We start from the raw sequence: 15175 nt of genomic DNA, 5'->3' as shown, positions 1-15175 counted from the left end.
GAGGAGGGCAGGTTCATGCGCGCGGACGGGTTCAGAGCGCGTCCAGCGGGCCGGACAGCTCGATCTCCATGTCGTCGGCTGTCTCGGCGGCGATGTCCATCGCCGACTCCAGGGTGGTGGCGTCGACGCTGTCGGGCAGCTTGATCACGTAGTACAGCACGTCGCCGGCCACTTCCCAGCTGCCGAGCTTGTTCTGGCGGCTCTCGCGCAGCAGCTCCAGCGCCTTGTCGCCGCCGATGCCGTCCTGTTCCAGCCGGCCGGCCGGGGCGAACACCTCGCGGACGATGAAGCCGCCGACCCGCTCGGTACGGCCGGAGACGAACACCAGTTGGGTCCGGCCCTCGTCCTTGTAGTTGTAGGTCACCTTGTAGTCGCCGTCCTCGTCGACCTCGTACTTCACCCCGCGCGAATCCAGGCGCGTCTGGACGGAAGCGTCGGCCCAGGCCGGCGCGGCGAAGGCGCAGCCCAGGAGCACGGACAGCAGCAGGACGAAGCGGGTGGCACGCATGGACATTCCTTTTCGGGGAGTTGGGAACGGGTGGACTGCCATTGTCCGGCAGCCGGCGCGGGGCCGTCCATCCGGGCCGGCCCGTATAATTGCCAGCATGCCCCGCACCCCACGCCACGAACACGAACACGGCACGCTGGTCGATCCCGGCAAGCCCGAGGTCGCCCCCCCGCCGATGTACCAGGTGGTCCTGCTCAACGATGACTACACCCCGATGGATTTCGTGGTCGCGGTCCTGCAGCAGTTCTTCGCCCTGGACCTGGAGCGGGCCACCCAGGTGATGCTGCACGTGCATACCCGCGGCCGCGGCGTCTGCGGCGTCTTCACCCGGGAAGTGGCCGAATCCAAGGTGGCCCAGGTCAACGAGTTCTCGCGGATGAACCAGCACCCCCTGCTGTGCACCATGGAAAAGGCCTGACCGGCCACCCATGGGAGCGGGGTGGGGCGCGGGGAATCCGCGGACGGGGTGACATGGGCCCGGCCGGACGGGCATGCTGCCGGCTGAACGCAGTGGCCCACCGGGGCTGTGGAATTCCCGGCGGCAGGCCGCATATTGTTGGCAAACCGCCGGAGCCCGCCATGTTCAGCAAAGACCTCGAACAGACCATCGGCCAGTGCTACAAGCGCGCGCGCGAAGCACGGCACGAATTCATGACGGTCGAGCACCTGTTGCTGGCTCTGCTCGACAACCCCTCCGCCCAGGCCGTGCTCAAGGCCTGCGGTGCCGACGCCTCGCGCCTGCGCGGCGAACTCGAGCAGGCGATCGAGGCCTCGGTCTCGCGCCTGGCCGAGGACGATGGCCGCGACACCCAGCCGACCTTGGGCTTCCAGCGCGTGCTGCAGAGGGCGGTCTACCACGTCCAGTCCTCGGGCAAGAAAGAGGTCACCGGCGCCAACGTGCTGGTGGCGATCTTCGGCGAGAAGGATTCGCACGCGGTCTATTTCCTGACCCAGCAGGACGTCACCCGTCTGGACGTGGTCAATTACCTGTCCCACGGCATCGCCAAGCTCGGCGACGAGTCGTCCGAGGGCGGCCCGTCCGCGTCCGGCGAAGGCGAGGGCAAGGCCGAGGGCGGCGAGGCCGAGGGCAAGACCGACGCCCTGGCCGAGTACGCCACCAACCTCAATGACAGCGCCCGCAGCGGCCGCATCGACCCGCTGGTCGGCCGCGCCGACGAGATCGAGCGCACCATCCAGATCCTGTGCCGCCGGCGCAAGAACAACCCGCTGTACGTGGGCGAGGCCGGCGTGGGCAAGACCGCGATCGCCGAGGGCCTGGCCAAGCGGATCGTCGAGGGCGATGTGCCCGAGGTGCTGTCCGACGCGGTGATCTACTCGCTGGACCTGGGCGCCCTGGTGGCCGGGACCAAGTACCGCGGCGACTTCGAGAAGCGGCTCAAGGGCGTGCTGACCGCGATCAAGAAGATCCCGGGCGCGATCCTGTTCATCGACGAGATCCACACCATCATCGGCGCCGGCTCGGCCAGCGGCGGGACGATGGACGCCTCCAACCTGATCAAGCCGGCGCTGGCCTCGGGCGACCTGCGCTGCATCGGCAGCACCACCTTCCAGGAATACCGCGGCATCTTCGAGAAGGACCGGGCCCTGGCCCGGCGCTTCCAGAAGATCGACATCGTCGAGCCGACCGTGGGCGAGGCCTACGAGATCCTGCAGGGCCTCAAGCCCAAGTACGAGGCCCACCATGGCGTGACCTACGCCGACGACGCGATCCAGGCCGCGGTCGACCTGTCGGTCAAGCACATCGCCGACCGGCTGCTGCCGGACAAGGCGATCGACGTGATCGACGAGGCCGGTGCGCGCCAGCGCCTGCTGCCGCAGGAGACCCGCAAGGAGCTGATCGACGTCGAGGAGATCGAGACCATCGTCGCCAAGATGGCGCGGATCCCGGCCAAGCAGGTCAGCGCCACCGACAAGGACGTGCTCCAGCACCTGGAGCGCAACCTGAAGATGGTGATCTTCGGCCAGGACCCGGCGATCGAGACCCTGGCTTCGGCGATCAAGCTGGCGCGCAGCGGCCTGGGCAACCCGGACAAGCCGATCGGCAACTTCCTGTTCGCCGGCCCCACCGGCGTGGGCAAGACCGAGGTGACCAAGCAGCTGGCGTTGCAGCTGGGGATCGAGCTGGTGCGCTTCGACATGTCCGAGTACATGGAGCCGCACTCGGTCTCGCGCCTCATCGGCGCGCCCCCGGGCTACGTCGGCTTCGACCAGGGCGGCCTGCTGACCGAGAAGATCGTCAAGACCCCGCACTGCGTGCTTCTGCTGGACGAGGTCGAGAAGGCCCATCCGGACATCTTCAACATCCTGTTGCAGGTCATGGACCGCGGCGTGCTGACCGATACCAACGGACGCGAGGCCAACTTCAAGAACGTGGTGATCGTGATGACCACCAATGCCGGCGCGGCCCAGGCCTCGCGGCGCTCGATCGGCTTCACCCGCCAGGACCATTCCACCGACGCGATGGAGGTCATCCGCAAGAGCTTCAGCCCGGAGTTCCGCAACCGCCTGGATGCGGTGGTGCAGTTCCAGGCCCTGGGCTTCGACCACATCCTGCGGGTGGTGGACAAGTTCCTGATCGAGCTGGAGATGCAGCTCAACGAGAAGCACGTGGCGCTGTCGGCCTCGCCGACCGCGCGCGACTGGCTGGCCCAGCACGGCTTCGACCCGCTGATGGGTGCGCGGCCGATGGCGCGGGTGATCCAGGAGAAGATCAAGCGCCCGCTGGCCGACGAACTGCTGTTCGGCAAACTGGTCGGCGGCGGCCGGGTCAACATCGACGTGGTCGACGGCGAACTGGTGGTGGAGAGCCAGTCCGAGCCGGAGCGGCTGCTGCCGGCCACGGTCTGACCCCGGCACCGGGCCCGCCCCGGCACGATCAGGAAGAGCGAGAGGGACGGCGCCTGCCGTCCCTCCGCACTACGGGAGACGGAGGGCGGCAGGCGCCGTATGGGCGGTCAGCGGCGGGCGCGGCGCTTGAGGGTGGCGAATTCGTCGGCGTCCAGCAGCTCCACCTTGCCGACTTCGCATTTGCCCCGATTGGTCTTGATCTGCGAGCCGCTCGGGCAGAGCCGGCCTTCGGCGCCTTCGCCGATGATGGAGATGGAACTGGCGATCGCCAGCGAATCGCAGCTGCCCTGCAGGGCGACCCGGTAGTGGCTGTCGCCGTCGCGCAGCAGGAAGGCCTGCGAGCCGCCGTTGCGCACGATTTCCTGCTGCGCGCCGAGCTCGACGCACCCTTCCAGGGCGGGCTTGTCGCCGGCATGGGCGGCGAAGGCGGCGCCGGCGAGCAGCACGGCCAGGCACAGACGCTTGGTGTTCATGTCGGTCACGATCGAATGGGGGCCCGGATTGGACCGGGGCCCAAACTATCGATCCGTCGCCGCCGGCGTATCTGCCTGAGGTGACAGTGACTGCGGTCATTGGGCCGCAGGTGGGAGTGACTTCCTTCACCCGTGGCATGGCGACGACGGAACGAAGAAAGGCGGCCGAAGGGCCGCCTTTCTCGACTGAAGCATGGATCGCGGCGCGGGACGAGCCCGCCAGCGCTCACTTCATGCGGTAGGTGATGCGGCCCTTGGTCAGGTCGTAGGGCGTCATCTCCACCTTCACCTTGTCGCCGGTGAGGATGCGGATGTAGTTCTTGCGCATGCGGCCGGAGATGTGGGCAATGATCTCGTGGCCGTTTTCCAGGCGGACCCGGAAGGTGGTATTGGGCAACGTCTCGATGACGGTGCCTTCGAACTCGATGGAGTCGTCTTTCGACATGCGGTCCGGGTCTGCGCTTTGCGGGGCGTGAAAGGCGGCGATTTTACGCGAATCGCGGCGGCAACGCAAAAAATGTGTTAACGGGAACTGTCGGCGGCCAAGGCGGCCGCCTCGATCGTGCCGAAATCGCCGGTCCAGGGGCCGATCCGGCCCGGCCCGGCGGCCAGGCGCTCGACCTCGGCCAGGAACCGCGCGCGGGGCCAATGCTCGGCGCCCAGCGACAGCAGGTGCGGGTTCTCCACCTGGGCGTCCAGCACCGGCCAGCCCCAGGCGTGCAACCGGGCGGCCAGCGCGGCCAAGGCGATCTTGGAACCGCCCGTGCGCGCGCTGAACATGCTCTCGCCGAAGAACATCCGGCCCACGGCCACGCCGTAGATCCCGCCGGCCAGCATCCCGGCCTCGTCGAATACCTCCACCGAGTGCGCATGGCCGAGCCGGTGCAGATGGACGTAGGCCGCGCGCATCTGCGCGGTGATCCAGGTGCCGTCCTGGCCGGGGCGCGGACTTTCGGCGCAGGCCGCGATCACCGCCTCGAACGCGGTGTCGGCCCGGACCTGCCAGCGGCTGCGGCGCAGCCCCCGACGGAAGCGCGAGGACAGCCGCACCCCGTCGGTGCGGAACACCATCCGCGGATCCGGGCTCCACCACAGGATCGGCTGGCCGTCGCCGTACCAGGGGAAGATGCCGTGGCGGTAAGCGTTGAGCAGCCGCACCGGCGACAGGTCGCCGCCGACCGCCAGCAGGCCATCGGGCTCGCGCAGGGCGGAGTCGGCCGGGGGGAAGGGGGCCTCGGGATCGGGGGACAGCAGACGGGGCTGGGCGGACATCACAGCATTCTCGCAGGCCGCAAGGCCCGGCCGCGCCGGCGACAGCCGTCAGGCCGGCTCCCGGAACGGCGAGTGCGCCTGCAGCGCCTGCGCGTAACGCCGCACCGACTGCGCTTCCCCGTCGCACCAGTCGCCGATGGCGGCACGGAACACCGGATCGGCGATCCAGTGCCGGCTGCGGACGAAGGCCGGCAGGAAGCCGCGCGCCAGCTTGTGCTCGCCCTGGGCACCGGGCTCGAACCGGGCCAGCCCCTGCTCGAGGCAGTACTCGATCCCCTGGTAGTAGCAGGTCTCGAAATGCAGTCCCGGCACGCTTGCCGTCGCTCCCCAGTAGCGGCCGTACAGGGTGTCGGTGCCTCGCAGGCAGAGCGCGCCGGCAACGGGATTCTCCCCGTGAAAGGCCAATATGATCAGAAGCTTGCGGGGCATTTCTCGCGCAAGATGTCCGATGAAATCCCGGGTCAGCGCCGGCGCGTTGCCGTATTCGCGGAAGGTCTGCAGGTAGAAGCCGTGGATCGCGTCCAGGTCGGCGGGCGAGGCCTCGTCGCCGTGCAGCCGGCGGAAGCCGACTCCCGCCCGCGCCACCTTCCCCCTTTCCTGGCGGATGTTCTTGCGGTGCTTGTGGTCCATCGCCGCGAGGAACCCGTCGAAGTCGCGCCAGCCGCCCCGGTTCTCCCAGTGGTACTGCACGTCCAGCCGCGGCAGCCACTCCGGACCGAACGCCGCGTCCTCGTCCTCGGAATGGAAGTTGACGTGGGCCGAGGACAGCCCGAGCGCGCCGGCTTCAGCGATGCTGGTCTCCAGCAGGGCGTGCCGGGCCGCGTCGTCCCGGGCCAGCAGGCGTGGCCCGGTGACCGGGGAGTAGGGCACCGCCCCCAGCCACTTGGGGTAGTAGCGGCGGCCGTGGCGGGCGGAGGCATCGGCCCAGGCGGGGGCGAACACGAACTCGCCGTGGGGGTTGTCCTTGAGGTAGCCCGCCGCGGCGGCGACCAGGCGCCCGCCCTCCCAGAGCGTCGGGTGGTGCGGCCGCCAGCCCCAGTCCGGGCGCAGGCAGCCGTGCCGCTCCAGGCCTTCGAGGAAGGCGTGCGCAACGAAGGGATTGGAACCGTCGTGCAGGGCGTCCCAGGCCGAGGCGGGGACCTGGGCGAGCGAATCGAGGAAGCGTACGGTCGGCACGGAAGCGCGGACTGCTGAAAGGCCAGCCCGCAAGGGCGGCTATGCGCCCTTGTCCAGGTAGCGCTCCGCGTCCAGCGCAGCCATGCAGCCGAAGCCAGCCGAAGTGATCGCCTGGCGGTAGTGCTGGTCGGCGACATCGCCGGCGGCGAACACGCCCTCGACCGAGGTCTGGGTGGCGTTGCCGCCCAGGCCCGAGCGGATCTCCAGGTAGCCGTTGTCCATCGCCAGCTGGCCCTCGAACAGGCCGGTGTTGGGGTGGTGGCCGATCGCCACGAAAAAGCCGTGGGCGGCGATCTCGCGGGTGCTGCCATCCAGGGTGGACTTCACCCGCACCCCGGTCACCCCGGCGTCGTCGCCCAGCACCTCGTCCACGGCGTGGTGCCAGACCGTCTCGATCTTGCCGGCCTCGACCTTGGCGAACAGCTTGTCCTGCATGATCTTCTCCGCGCGCAGGGTGTCGCGGCGATGGACCAGGTAGACCTTGCGGGCGATGTTGGACAGGTACAGCGCCTCCTCCACCGCGGTATTGCCGCCGCCGACCACGACCACGTCCTGGTCCTTGTAGAAGAAGCCGTCGCAGGTGGCGCAGGCGGACACGCCGCGGCCCTTGAACGTCTCCTCCGACTCGATCCCCAGGTACTTGGCGGTGGCACCGGTGGCGATGATCAGCGCGTCGCAGGTATAGGTGGCGTTGTCGCCGCTCAAGGTGAACGGCTTCTGCGACAGGTCGGCGGTGTGGATGTGGTCGAACACCACCTCGGTGTCGAAGCGCTCGGCATGGGCCTGCATCCGCGCCATCAGGTCCGGGCCCATCAGGCCATGGGCGTCGCCCGGCCAGTTGTCGACCTCGGTGGTGGTCATCAGCTGGCCGCCCATCTGCATGCCGGTGACCACCACCGGCTTGAGGTTGGCGCGGGCGGCGTAGACGGCGGCGGTCCAGCCGGCCGGGCCGGAACCGAGGATGAGCAGGCGCGAATGCTTGGTGGCGGTCATGTAGTCGGGCAAAGGGAGTAGGGCGGAGGGCAGCGCATAGAGTGGCGGCCGCACCGGGGCGAATCAAGGCGAAGGACGGGACGCAGCGGACTTCTCGCCGCGGAGCATTTAAGATCAATGCCTAACGCAGCATTCCTGCGAACAATTCCATATCCCGGAACGACGTGGCCAAGGCACTGACGGAACGCAGCAAGACCCCCCGCGGCGGCGGCAAGCCCGCACGCGAGGAGCGCACGCCCGGCACCCGGCGCCAGCGCCTGTGGCGCGACCTGACCCTGATCGTGGTCGCGCCCCTGCTGCTGTACCTGCTGGCCTGCCTGTTCACCTATTCGCCGACCGACCCGGGCTGGTCGCACAGCGGCAGCGTGGTCGCGCCGATCCACAACCTCGGCGGCCGCGCCGGCGCCTGGATCGCCGACGTGCTGCTGCAGCTGTTCGGCTACGCCGCCTTCGTCCTGCCGCTGATCCTGGGCGCGGTGGCCTGGATCGCGCTGTTCGGCCTGGGCGAGGAGGACGAGCTGGGCCCGGCCCTGCGCCTGGTCGGGATCGTCGGCTTCCTGATCGCCGCCACCGGCCTGCTGCACGTGCGCCTGCTCGGCGTCGGCGGGGGCGGGGACGTGGCCCAGGGCGGCGGGGTGATCGGCCAGCTGGTCGGCAAGTCGCTGGCCGCCGGCTTCGGGGAGCTGGGCGCCAACCTGTTCCTGATCGTGCTGCTGCTGGTCTCGGTGACCCTGGCCACCGGCCTGTCCTGGTTCTGGGTGATGGAGAGGATCGGCGCCGGCGTGCTGGCCTTGCCGGACCTGCTCCGGCGCAAGAGCCAGCAGGCCGAGGAATGGAAGCGCACCCGCGACCTGCGCGAGGAGCGCGAGGAAGTGCGCAAGACCGAGGCGGTGCGCCAGGCCCGGCGCGAGCCGGTGCACATCGAGCCGCCGGCCGCGCCGGTGGTGGAGAAGAGCGAGCGGGCCAAGCGCGAGACCCAGATCCCGCTGTTCCAGGGCGCCGGCGGCACCGCCGACGGCCTGCCACCGCTGGCCCTGCTGGACGATCCCAAGCCGCAGACCAAGGGCTATTCCGAGGAGACCCTGGAGACCCTGTCGCGGCAGATCGAGTTCAAGCTCAAGGACTTCCGGATCGACGTCCAGGTGGTCGGCGCCTATCCCGGCCCGGTGATCACCCGCTTCGAGCTGGAGCCGGCGCCGGGGGTCAAGGTCAGCCAGATCAGCTCGCTGGACAAGGACATCGCCCGCGGCCTGTCGGTCAAGTCGGTGCGCGTGGTCGATGTGATCCCGGGCAAGTCGGTGATCGGCCTGGAGATCCCCAACACCAGCCGGGAGATGATCTTCCTCTCCGAGCTGTTGCGCTCCAAGGAATACGACAAGTCGGCCAGTCCGCTGACCCTGGCCCTGGGCAAGGACATCGCCGGGCGCCCGACCGTGGCCGACCTGGCGCGGATGCCGCACCTGCTGGTGGCCGGCACCACCGGCTCGGGCAAGTCGGTGGCGGTCAACGCGATGGTCCTGAGCCTGCTGTACAAGGCCAGTCCGAAGGATCTGCGGATGCTGATGATCGATCCGAAGATGCTCGAGCTGAGCGTCTACCAGGACATCCCGCACCTGCTGGCGCCGGTCGTGACCGACATGAAGGAGGCCGCCAATGGCCTGCGCTGGTGCGTGGCGGAGATGGAGCGCCGCTACAAGCTGATGAGCGCGGTGGGCGTGCGCAACCTGGCCGGCTTCAACAAGAAGGTCAGGGACGCCATCGACGCCGGCCAGCCGCTGATGGACCCGCTGTTCAAGCCCAACCCCGAACTGGGCGAGGCCCCGCGGCCGCTGGAGCCGCTGCCGTTCATCGTCATCTTCATCGACGAATTCGCCGACATGATGATGATCGTCGGCAAGAAGGTCGAGGAGCTGATCGCGCGCCTGGCGCAGAAGGCGCGCGCGGCCGGCATCCACCTGATCCTGGCCACCCAGCGCCCGTCGGTGGACGTCATCACCGGCCTGATCAAGGCCAACATCCCCACCCGCATCGCCTTCCAGGTCTCGAGCAAGATCGACTCGCGCACGATCCTGGACCAGTCCGGCGCCGAGACCCTGCTCGGCCACGGCGACATGCTCTACCTGCCGCCGGGCACGGCCATGCCCGAGCGCATCCACGGCGCCTTCGTCAGCGACGACGAGGTCCACCGCGTGGTCGAGCACCTCAAGGCCAGCGGCCAGGCCGACTACATCGAGGGCGTGCTGGACGAGGTGCAGACGATGGGCGACGGGGTGGTGGTCGGCGCCACCGGCCTGCCGGAGAGCGGCGGCGGGGGCGGGGACGAATCCGACCCGCTGTACGACGAGGCGGTGCGGATCGTCACCGAGACCCGGCGCGCCTCGATCTCCGGGGTGCAGAGGCGGCTGAAGATCGGCTACAACCGCGCCGCGCGCCTGATCGAGGCGATGGAGGCGGCCGGCGTGGTCACGGCGCCGGAGCACAACGGCGACCGCAGCGTGCTGGCGCCGCCACCGCCGCGGGACTGAGCCGGGCCGCCACCTGTTCAGGTTGCCCGCGGCACACTTCCGCCCGACCCGATACGGACATTGCCTCCATGCCGCACCGTCTCCGCCACGCCCGCCTTGCACTCCTTGCGCTGGCCCTGCTTTCCGGCACCGCCTTCGCCGGCGCCCGCGACGAGCTGACCCGCTTCACCACCGGCCTCAAGGGCCTGGAGGGCGGCTTCAGCCAGCAGGTGTTCGACGCCAACGGCCGGGCCAAGGAAAGCAGCCAGGGCAAGGTCGCGGTCTCCGCGCCGCGGCTGTTCCGCTGGGAATACACCCGCCCGTTCGAACAGCTGATCGTCGCCGACGGCCAGAAGGTCTGGGTGTACGAGCCGGACCTGCAGCAGGCCACGGTCAAAACCCAGGGCGAGGAGGAGCGCAACAGCCCGCTGGTGGCGCTGTTCGACCCGGGCCGCCTGGACCGCCAGTTCGACGTCAGCGAGGAGGCCACCGCCAGCGAAGGCCTGCAGTGGCTGACCCTGACGCCCAAGGTCGACGCCGAGGCCAGCTTCCAGATGGCGCGGCTGGGCTTCGGCCCGCAGGGCCTGGCGCGGATGCAGGTGGTCGACCTGGTCGGGCAGAAGACCGAGGTCCGCTTCGAGGCCTGGAAGCGCAACCCGGCCTTCGCTGCCGGCACCTTCCAGTTCAAGCCCGGCAAGGACGTCGACGTCGTCGGCGAGTGACGGCCTGGCCGCCTATCATGGCCGCATGAGCCGTACCCGTAGCCCCCGCGCCGACAGCATCGACCTGTTGACCGACAGCAGCCGCCAGGAGGCCATGCGCCCGCTGGCCGAGCGCATGCGCCCGCGCACCCTGGACGAGATGGTCGGCCAGCGCCGGCTGCTCGCGCCCGGCTCGGCCCTGCGCCGGGCGGTGGAGTCGGGCAGGGTGCACTCGATGATCCTGTGGGGGCCGCCGGGCTGCGGCAAGACCACCCTGTCTTTGCTGCTGGCCCAGTACGCCGATGCCGACTTCCGCGCGATCTCGGCCGTGCTTTCCGGCCTGCCCGAGGTGCGTCAGGTGCTCGGCGAAGCCGCCCAGCGCTTCGCCGAAGGCCGGCGCACGGTGCTGTTCGTGGACGAGGTGCACCGCTTCAACAAGACCCAGCAGGACGCGTTCCTGCCGCACATCGAGCGCGGCAGTATCGTCTTTGTCGGCGCCACCACCGAGAACCCCTCGTTCGAATTGAACTCGGCTTTGCTCTCGCGCTGCCGCGTGCACGTGATGGAGGCGGTGTCGGCCGACGACATCGTCGCCGCCCTGCGCCGCGCCCTGGAGGATAGCGAGCGCGGGCTGGCGGGGCAGGGGATCGAAGTCGAGGACCAGGCCCTGCGCGAAATCGCCGGGGCCGCCGACGGCGACGTGCGCCGCGCCCTGACCCTGCTGGAGATCGCCGCCGAGCTGGCCGCCGACGAGGGCGGGCGGATCACCGAATCGACCCTGCTGCAGGTGCTGGCCGACCGCACCCGCCGCTTCGACAAGGGCGGCGAGCAGTTCTACGACCAGATCTCGGCCCTGCACAAGTCAGTTCGCAGCTCCAACCCGGATTCGGCCGTGTACTGGCTGGCGCGGATGCTCGACGGCGGCTGCGATCCGGCCTACCTGGCCCGGCGCCTGACCCGGATGGCGGTGGAGGACATCGGCCTGGCCGATCCGCGCGCCCTGCAGATGGCGATCGACGCCTGGGACAGCTATGAGCGCCTGGGCAGCCCGGAGGGCGACCTGGCCCTGGCCCAGGTCGCGATCTACCTGGCCAGCACCGCCAAGTCCAACGCCGCCTACGCCGCCTTCAACGCGGCCAAGTCCGACGTGCGCGAGCACGGCACCGCGGAGGTGCCCCTGCACCTGCGCAACGCGCCGACCAGGCTGATGAAGCAGCTCGGCTATTCCAAGGGCTACCAGTACGACCACGACGCCGAAGGCGGCATCGCCCTGGACCAGACCGGTTTCCCGGACGCGATGGGCGAGCGCGTGTACTACCAGCCGGTCGAGCGCGGGCTGGAAATCAAGCTCAAGGAGAAGCTCGATCGGCTGCGCCAGGCGCGCGAACAGGCGCGCAAGGGGCGCTGAGGGCGGACCCGGGCGGGGCACGGCTGTGCCCGCCCGCGCTTCATCGGTTCTCCCCATTGGCCGGGCACCCCAGGCCCAGTTGGGATGATAGGTGCAGGAAGGGAGGGATAGTTAGCGGTCACACCGGCTGCGCGCCTTGGGACCAAGGTCCAGAATTTTACATAATGTGCATTATGCGAAATATAGAAGATCCTGCACCCTTGACTCTGGACCAGACTCAAAGCATCACACTGTCTCCGGTTCCTCCCTGGACTCCCCCATGAACATCGGCCAGCTCGCACGCCAGGCCGGCGTGCCGATCGACACCATCCGCTACTACGAGCGCCAGGGACTGCTGCCCGAGGCGCGCCGCGGCGCCAACGGCTATCGCCAGTACGGGTCCGACGACATCCGCCGGCTGCGCTTCGTGCGCCGGGCCAAGGAGCTGGGCTTCTCGCTCGAGGAGATCGGCGGCCTGCTGGCGCTCAGCGATGCGCGCGGCGCCGACATGGCCGAGGTACGCAGGACCGCCGAGGAGAAGCTCGGCCTGCTGCAGCAGCGGATCGACGAACTGGTCCGGGTCCGCGACGCCCTGCGTGGGCTGGTCCAGGCCTGCCCGGGCCATGGCTCGCTGGAGGACTGCCCGATCATGGGCGCGCTGGCCGGAGAGCGGGCATGACCGGCGTTGGCGGCCACGCGCCGGAGGGCAAGTCCTGCTGCGGCGGGCATGCGCCCGACGCCGGTCGCCATCAGGGGCACGCAGTGGCGTCCGCGCCGGGCACCGACGCGATGGCGACCGACCCGGTCTGCGGCATGCGCGTCGATCCTTCTCGCACGCCCCACCATGCCGTCCACGACGGCCAGACCTTCCACTTCTGCGCCGCTCGCTGCCGCGAACGCTTCCTTGCCGACCCGGCGCGCTACCTCCAGGCGGACCCGGCCGCGGCAGCACCGCAACCGCCGGCGCCGCCGGGCACGCTCTACACCTGCCCCATGGACCCGGAGATCGTCCGCGACGGCCCCGGCACCTGCCCGATCTGCGGCATGGCCCTGGAGCCGATGCTGCCGAGCCTGGACGAGGGCGAGAACCCGGAGCTGGCCGACTTCCGCCGCCGCTTCCTGGTCGCCCTGCCCCTGGCTGCGGCGACCATGCTGCTGGCGATGGGCGGGCACCTGCTGCACGGCCTGTCGCCGGCCTCGCGCACCTGGCTGGAGCTGGTCCTGGCTACACCGGTGGTGCTGTGGGCCGGCTGGCCGTTCCTGCAGCGCTGGGCGACCTCGATCGCCACCCGTCGCCCGAACATGTGGACCCTGATCGGCACCGGGGTGCTCGCCGCCTACGGCTACAGCGTGGTCGCCACCCTGGCGCCGGGGCTGTTCCCGGCCTCGTTCCACGAGCACGGCCGGGTCGGCGTCTACTACGAGGCCGCGGCAGTGATCGTCGCCCTGACCCTGCTCGGCCAGCTGCTGGAACTGAAGGCGCGCTCGCGCACGTCCTCGGCGATCCGCGCCCTGCTGGAACTGGCCCCCGCCCACGCCCGTCGCCTGCGCGGGGACGGCGGCGAGGAGGACGTGCCGCTGGCCCAGGTCCAGGTCGGCGACCGCCTGCGGGTGCGCCCGGGCGAGAAGGTGCCGGTGGACGGCGAGGTGCTGGAAGGCCGCTCGCACGTGGACGAATCCATGCTCACCGGCGAGCCGATGCCGGTGGCCAAGGCGGCCGGCGACGCGGTGGTCGGCGCCACCCTCAACGGCAATGGCGCCCTGGTCATCCGCGCCACCCGGGTCGGCGAGCAGACGGTGCTGGCGCGGATCGTGCAGCTGGTGGCGCAGGCGCAGCGCTCGCGCGCGCCGATGCAGCGCCTGGCCGATCGGGTCGCGCGGTGGTTCGTGCTCGGGGTGATGGCGGTGGCCGTGCTCACCTTCGTGCTGTGGGGGCTGTTCGGCCCCTCGCCGTCGTGGACCCACGCGGTGCTCAATGCGGTCTCGGTGCTGATCATCGCCTGCCCCTGCGCCCTGGGCCTGGCCACGCCGATGTCGGTGATGGTCGCCACCGGCCGCGCGGCCCAGGCCGGCGTGCTGTTCCGCGACGCCGAGGCGCTGGAGCGCCTGCGTCGGGTCGACACCGTGGTGAGGGTCGGCAGGGATTCGTGAGAAAAACAGCCGAATCGGCTCTAACACCATGATTCAACGAGGAAACACCCCTCGACGTCAGGCAGTGCGTGGATTACAGACTTAGGCTTGATCGAACCAGAAGCCGCGTGACCCAGGCATTTCTGAAGTGCTGCTTAGGCACGCGTGCCCTTCTTGAATATTGGATTCAAGAGTTTCCACGCTCCTGACCCAACGGAAACCCTCAAGAAGGCTCCGACCATCGCCTGATCCATTGCAGTAGTTCCTCGTGCGGGATCGTACGTCCAGCGTCGACGTCGGCGATACCTTCGCGGGTCCGCCGATCCTTCTCTTCCTCGGTCAATTCCGGAAGGAGTGCTAGCAGTTTGTCTTCAGGGCTCATAGGCCGATGAGCTGCGCTCAAGTTGGCTTGATTCTCGTGAACATGGGCACGATCTGGGGATCATCCAGGCCCGCCGGCAAAGGCTGCGATACGTCGTGGACCGCCAAGTCGATGATGACGTCCAAATCTGAGCATAAGGGCTGTATGGCGGTGGTCACCAGACGAGCCGCCCGCTCGGCGAAAGCCAGGTCGACCACCAGCCAGATCAACAGACCGGGAGGCTGTTCGACGCCCCCCGACGAGTGAGTTTCCAGGAGATACGCCGACGAGACGAAGTCGGCGTGTTCAAGGCTGCCGCTGATGGCCGGAGCGAGCCAAGCCGGTGCGGCTTGGGCAGGTCTCACCGCGAACTCCGCCGGCTCCAGCCGTTCCACCCTGGCCAGAAAGCCCGTATCCAACAATGCCGCAACCTCTTCCGGGTAGAGGACAACGCCGTCGTCGTTGGGATTGAGCATCAACGTAGCGCCGCGAGTACCGGTTAGCAGCTCACGGCCTGGAACTCCCAGAATTCTGACAGCAGCCGAACTGGCCGCCTGCGCCTTGTCGAGCGAGGTAAAGAAGGGGATCGCATCGAAACCGTCAGGATGGCGGAACTGGACCAGCCGCAGTGTCCGCGCGTCATCCGAGACGGGCGCATGCACGTACACGATCGCATCCATCAGTCGCTTGAAGAATGCGCGTTCCTCGGCTGCGCTGTCGCGGGCCCGTTCAAAGGAAGCCTCCAGCGCTGCCTCTGCGGACGTAGTCCCTCTTGCACGCGGCCTGCTCGGTTGCTTCATAG

13 protein-coding genes and 1 pseudogene are annotated in these 15175 nt (G+C 69.2%); 7 read left to right on the top strand and 7 right to left on the bottom strand.

What is annotated here, in order from left to right:
• Window positions 1-31: 31 nt before the first annotated feature.
• Complete coding sequence (locus CSC62_RS13685; protein WP_162407242.1) at window positions 32-508, bottom strand: hypothetical protein; 477 nt, start codon at window positions 506-508, stop codon at window positions 32-34.
• 97 nt (window positions 509-605) lie between these two features.
• Between CSC62_RS13685 and clpS the strand changes: the two genes are divergently transcribed.
• On the top strand, window positions 606-926 hold the full coding sequence (clpS, locus tag CSC62_RS13680; RefSeq protein ID WP_162407241.1) for an ATP-dependent Clp protease adapter ClpS: 321 nt from the start codon (window positions 606-608) through the stop codon (window positions 924-926).
• Between the two features lie 161 nt (window positions 927-1087).
• Entirely contained in the window at window positions 1088-3376 is a 2289-nt protein-coding gene (gene clpA / locus CSC62_RS13675; protein WP_162407240.1) for an ATP-dependent Clp protease ATP-binding subunit ClpA, read from the top strand.
• A 107-nt stretch (window positions 3377-3483) separates the two neighbouring features.
• On the opposite strand, the gene CSC62_RS13670 is transcribed toward clpA, so the two are convergent.
• The 5 genes from CSC62_RS13670 to trxB form a co-directional block, all read right to left on the bottom strand.
• Window positions 3484-3849 (bottom strand): hypothetical protein, encoded by a 366-nt coding sequence (locus CSC62_RS13670; RefSeq protein ID WP_162407239.1) that lies wholly within the window; start codon window positions 3847-3849, stop codon window positions 3484-3486.
• A 226-nt stretch (window positions 3850-4075) separates the two neighbouring features.
• Window positions 4076-4294 carry a translation initiation factor IF-1 gene (infA, locus tag CSC62_RS13665; protein ID WP_052633646.1) on the bottom strand — a complete coding sequence of 73 codons (219 nt, stop codon included), beginning with the start codon at window positions 4292-4294 and terminating at the stop codon, window positions 4076-4078.
• Window positions 4295-4371: 77 nt separating this feature from the next.
• Entirely contained in the window at window positions 4372-5121 is a 750-nt protein-coding gene (aat, locus tag CSC62_RS13660; protein WP_162407238.1) for a leucyl/phenylalanyl-tRNA--protein transferase, read from the bottom strand.
• Window positions 5122-5169: 48 nt separating this feature from the next.
• Window positions 5170-6297, bottom strand: a complete 1128-nt coding sequence (locus CSC62_RS13655; RefSeq protein ID WP_162407237.1) for a GNAT family N-acetyltransferase — start codon at window positions 6295-6297, stop codon at window positions 5170-5172.
• 39 nt (window positions 6298-6336) lie between these two features.
• Window positions 6337-7290, bottom strand: coding sequence for a thioredoxin-disulfide reductase (gene trxB, locus CSC62_RS13650; RefSeq protein ID WP_162407236.1), 954 nt, complete (start codon window positions 7288-7290; stop codon window positions 6337-6339).
• 164 nt (window positions 7291-7454) lie between these two features.
• Between trxB and CSC62_RS13645 the strand changes: the two genes are divergently transcribed.
• The 5 genes and pseudogenes from CSC62_RS13645 to CSC62_RS13625 form a co-directional block, all read left to right on the top strand.
• Entirely contained in the window at window positions 7455-9815 is a 2361-nt protein-coding gene (locus CSC62_RS13645) for a DNA translocase FtsK (protein WP_162407235.1), read from the top strand.
• Window positions 9816-9883: 68 nt separating this feature from the next.
• The gene (lolA, locus tag CSC62_RS13640; protein ID WP_162407234.1) at window positions 9884-10516 is read left to right on the top strand and encodes an outer membrane lipoprotein periplasmic chaperone LolA; all 633 of its coding nucleotides are present in this window, start codon (window positions 9884-9886) and stop codon (window positions 10514-10516) included.
• Window positions 10517-10541: 25 nt separating this feature from the next.
• Window positions 10542-11903, top strand: coding sequence for a replication-associated recombination protein A (locus tag CSC62_RS13635; RefSeq protein WP_162407233.1), 1362 nt, complete (start codon window positions 10542-10544; stop codon window positions 11901-11903).
• Between the two features lie 259 nt (window positions 11904-12162).
• On the top strand, window positions 12163-12561 hold the full coding sequence (locus CSC62_RS13630; protein WP_162407232.1) for a heavy metal-responsive transcriptional regulator: 399 nt from the start codon (window positions 12163-12165) through the stop codon (window positions 12559-12561).
• Window positions 12562-12671: 110 nt separating this feature from the next.
• Window positions 12672-14012, top strand: a pseudogene (locus CSC62_RS13625) (HAD-IC family P-type ATPase); the annotation flags it as partial.
• A gap of 399 nt (window positions 14013-14411) precedes the next feature.
• On the opposite strand, the gene CSC62_RS13620 reads toward CSC62_RS13625, so the two are convergent.
• A complete protein-coding gene (locus CSC62_RS13620; RefSeq protein WP_162109351.1) occupies window positions 14412-15173 on the bottom strand; it encodes an SseB family protein in 762 nt (253 codons plus the stop codon).
• Window positions 15174-15175 lie beyond the last annotated feature (2 nt).

Origin of the sequence: Pseudoxanthomonas jiangsuensis, from assembly GCF_010093185.1 — a bacterium.
Classification (GTDB): Bacteria; Pseudomonadota; Gammaproteobacteria; order Xanthomonadales; family Xanthomonadaceae; genus Pseudoxanthomonas; species Pseudoxanthomonas jiangsuensis.
Note: the sequence above shows the minus strand (reverse complement) of the source record. Positions and strands in the feature narration are given on the sequence as shown.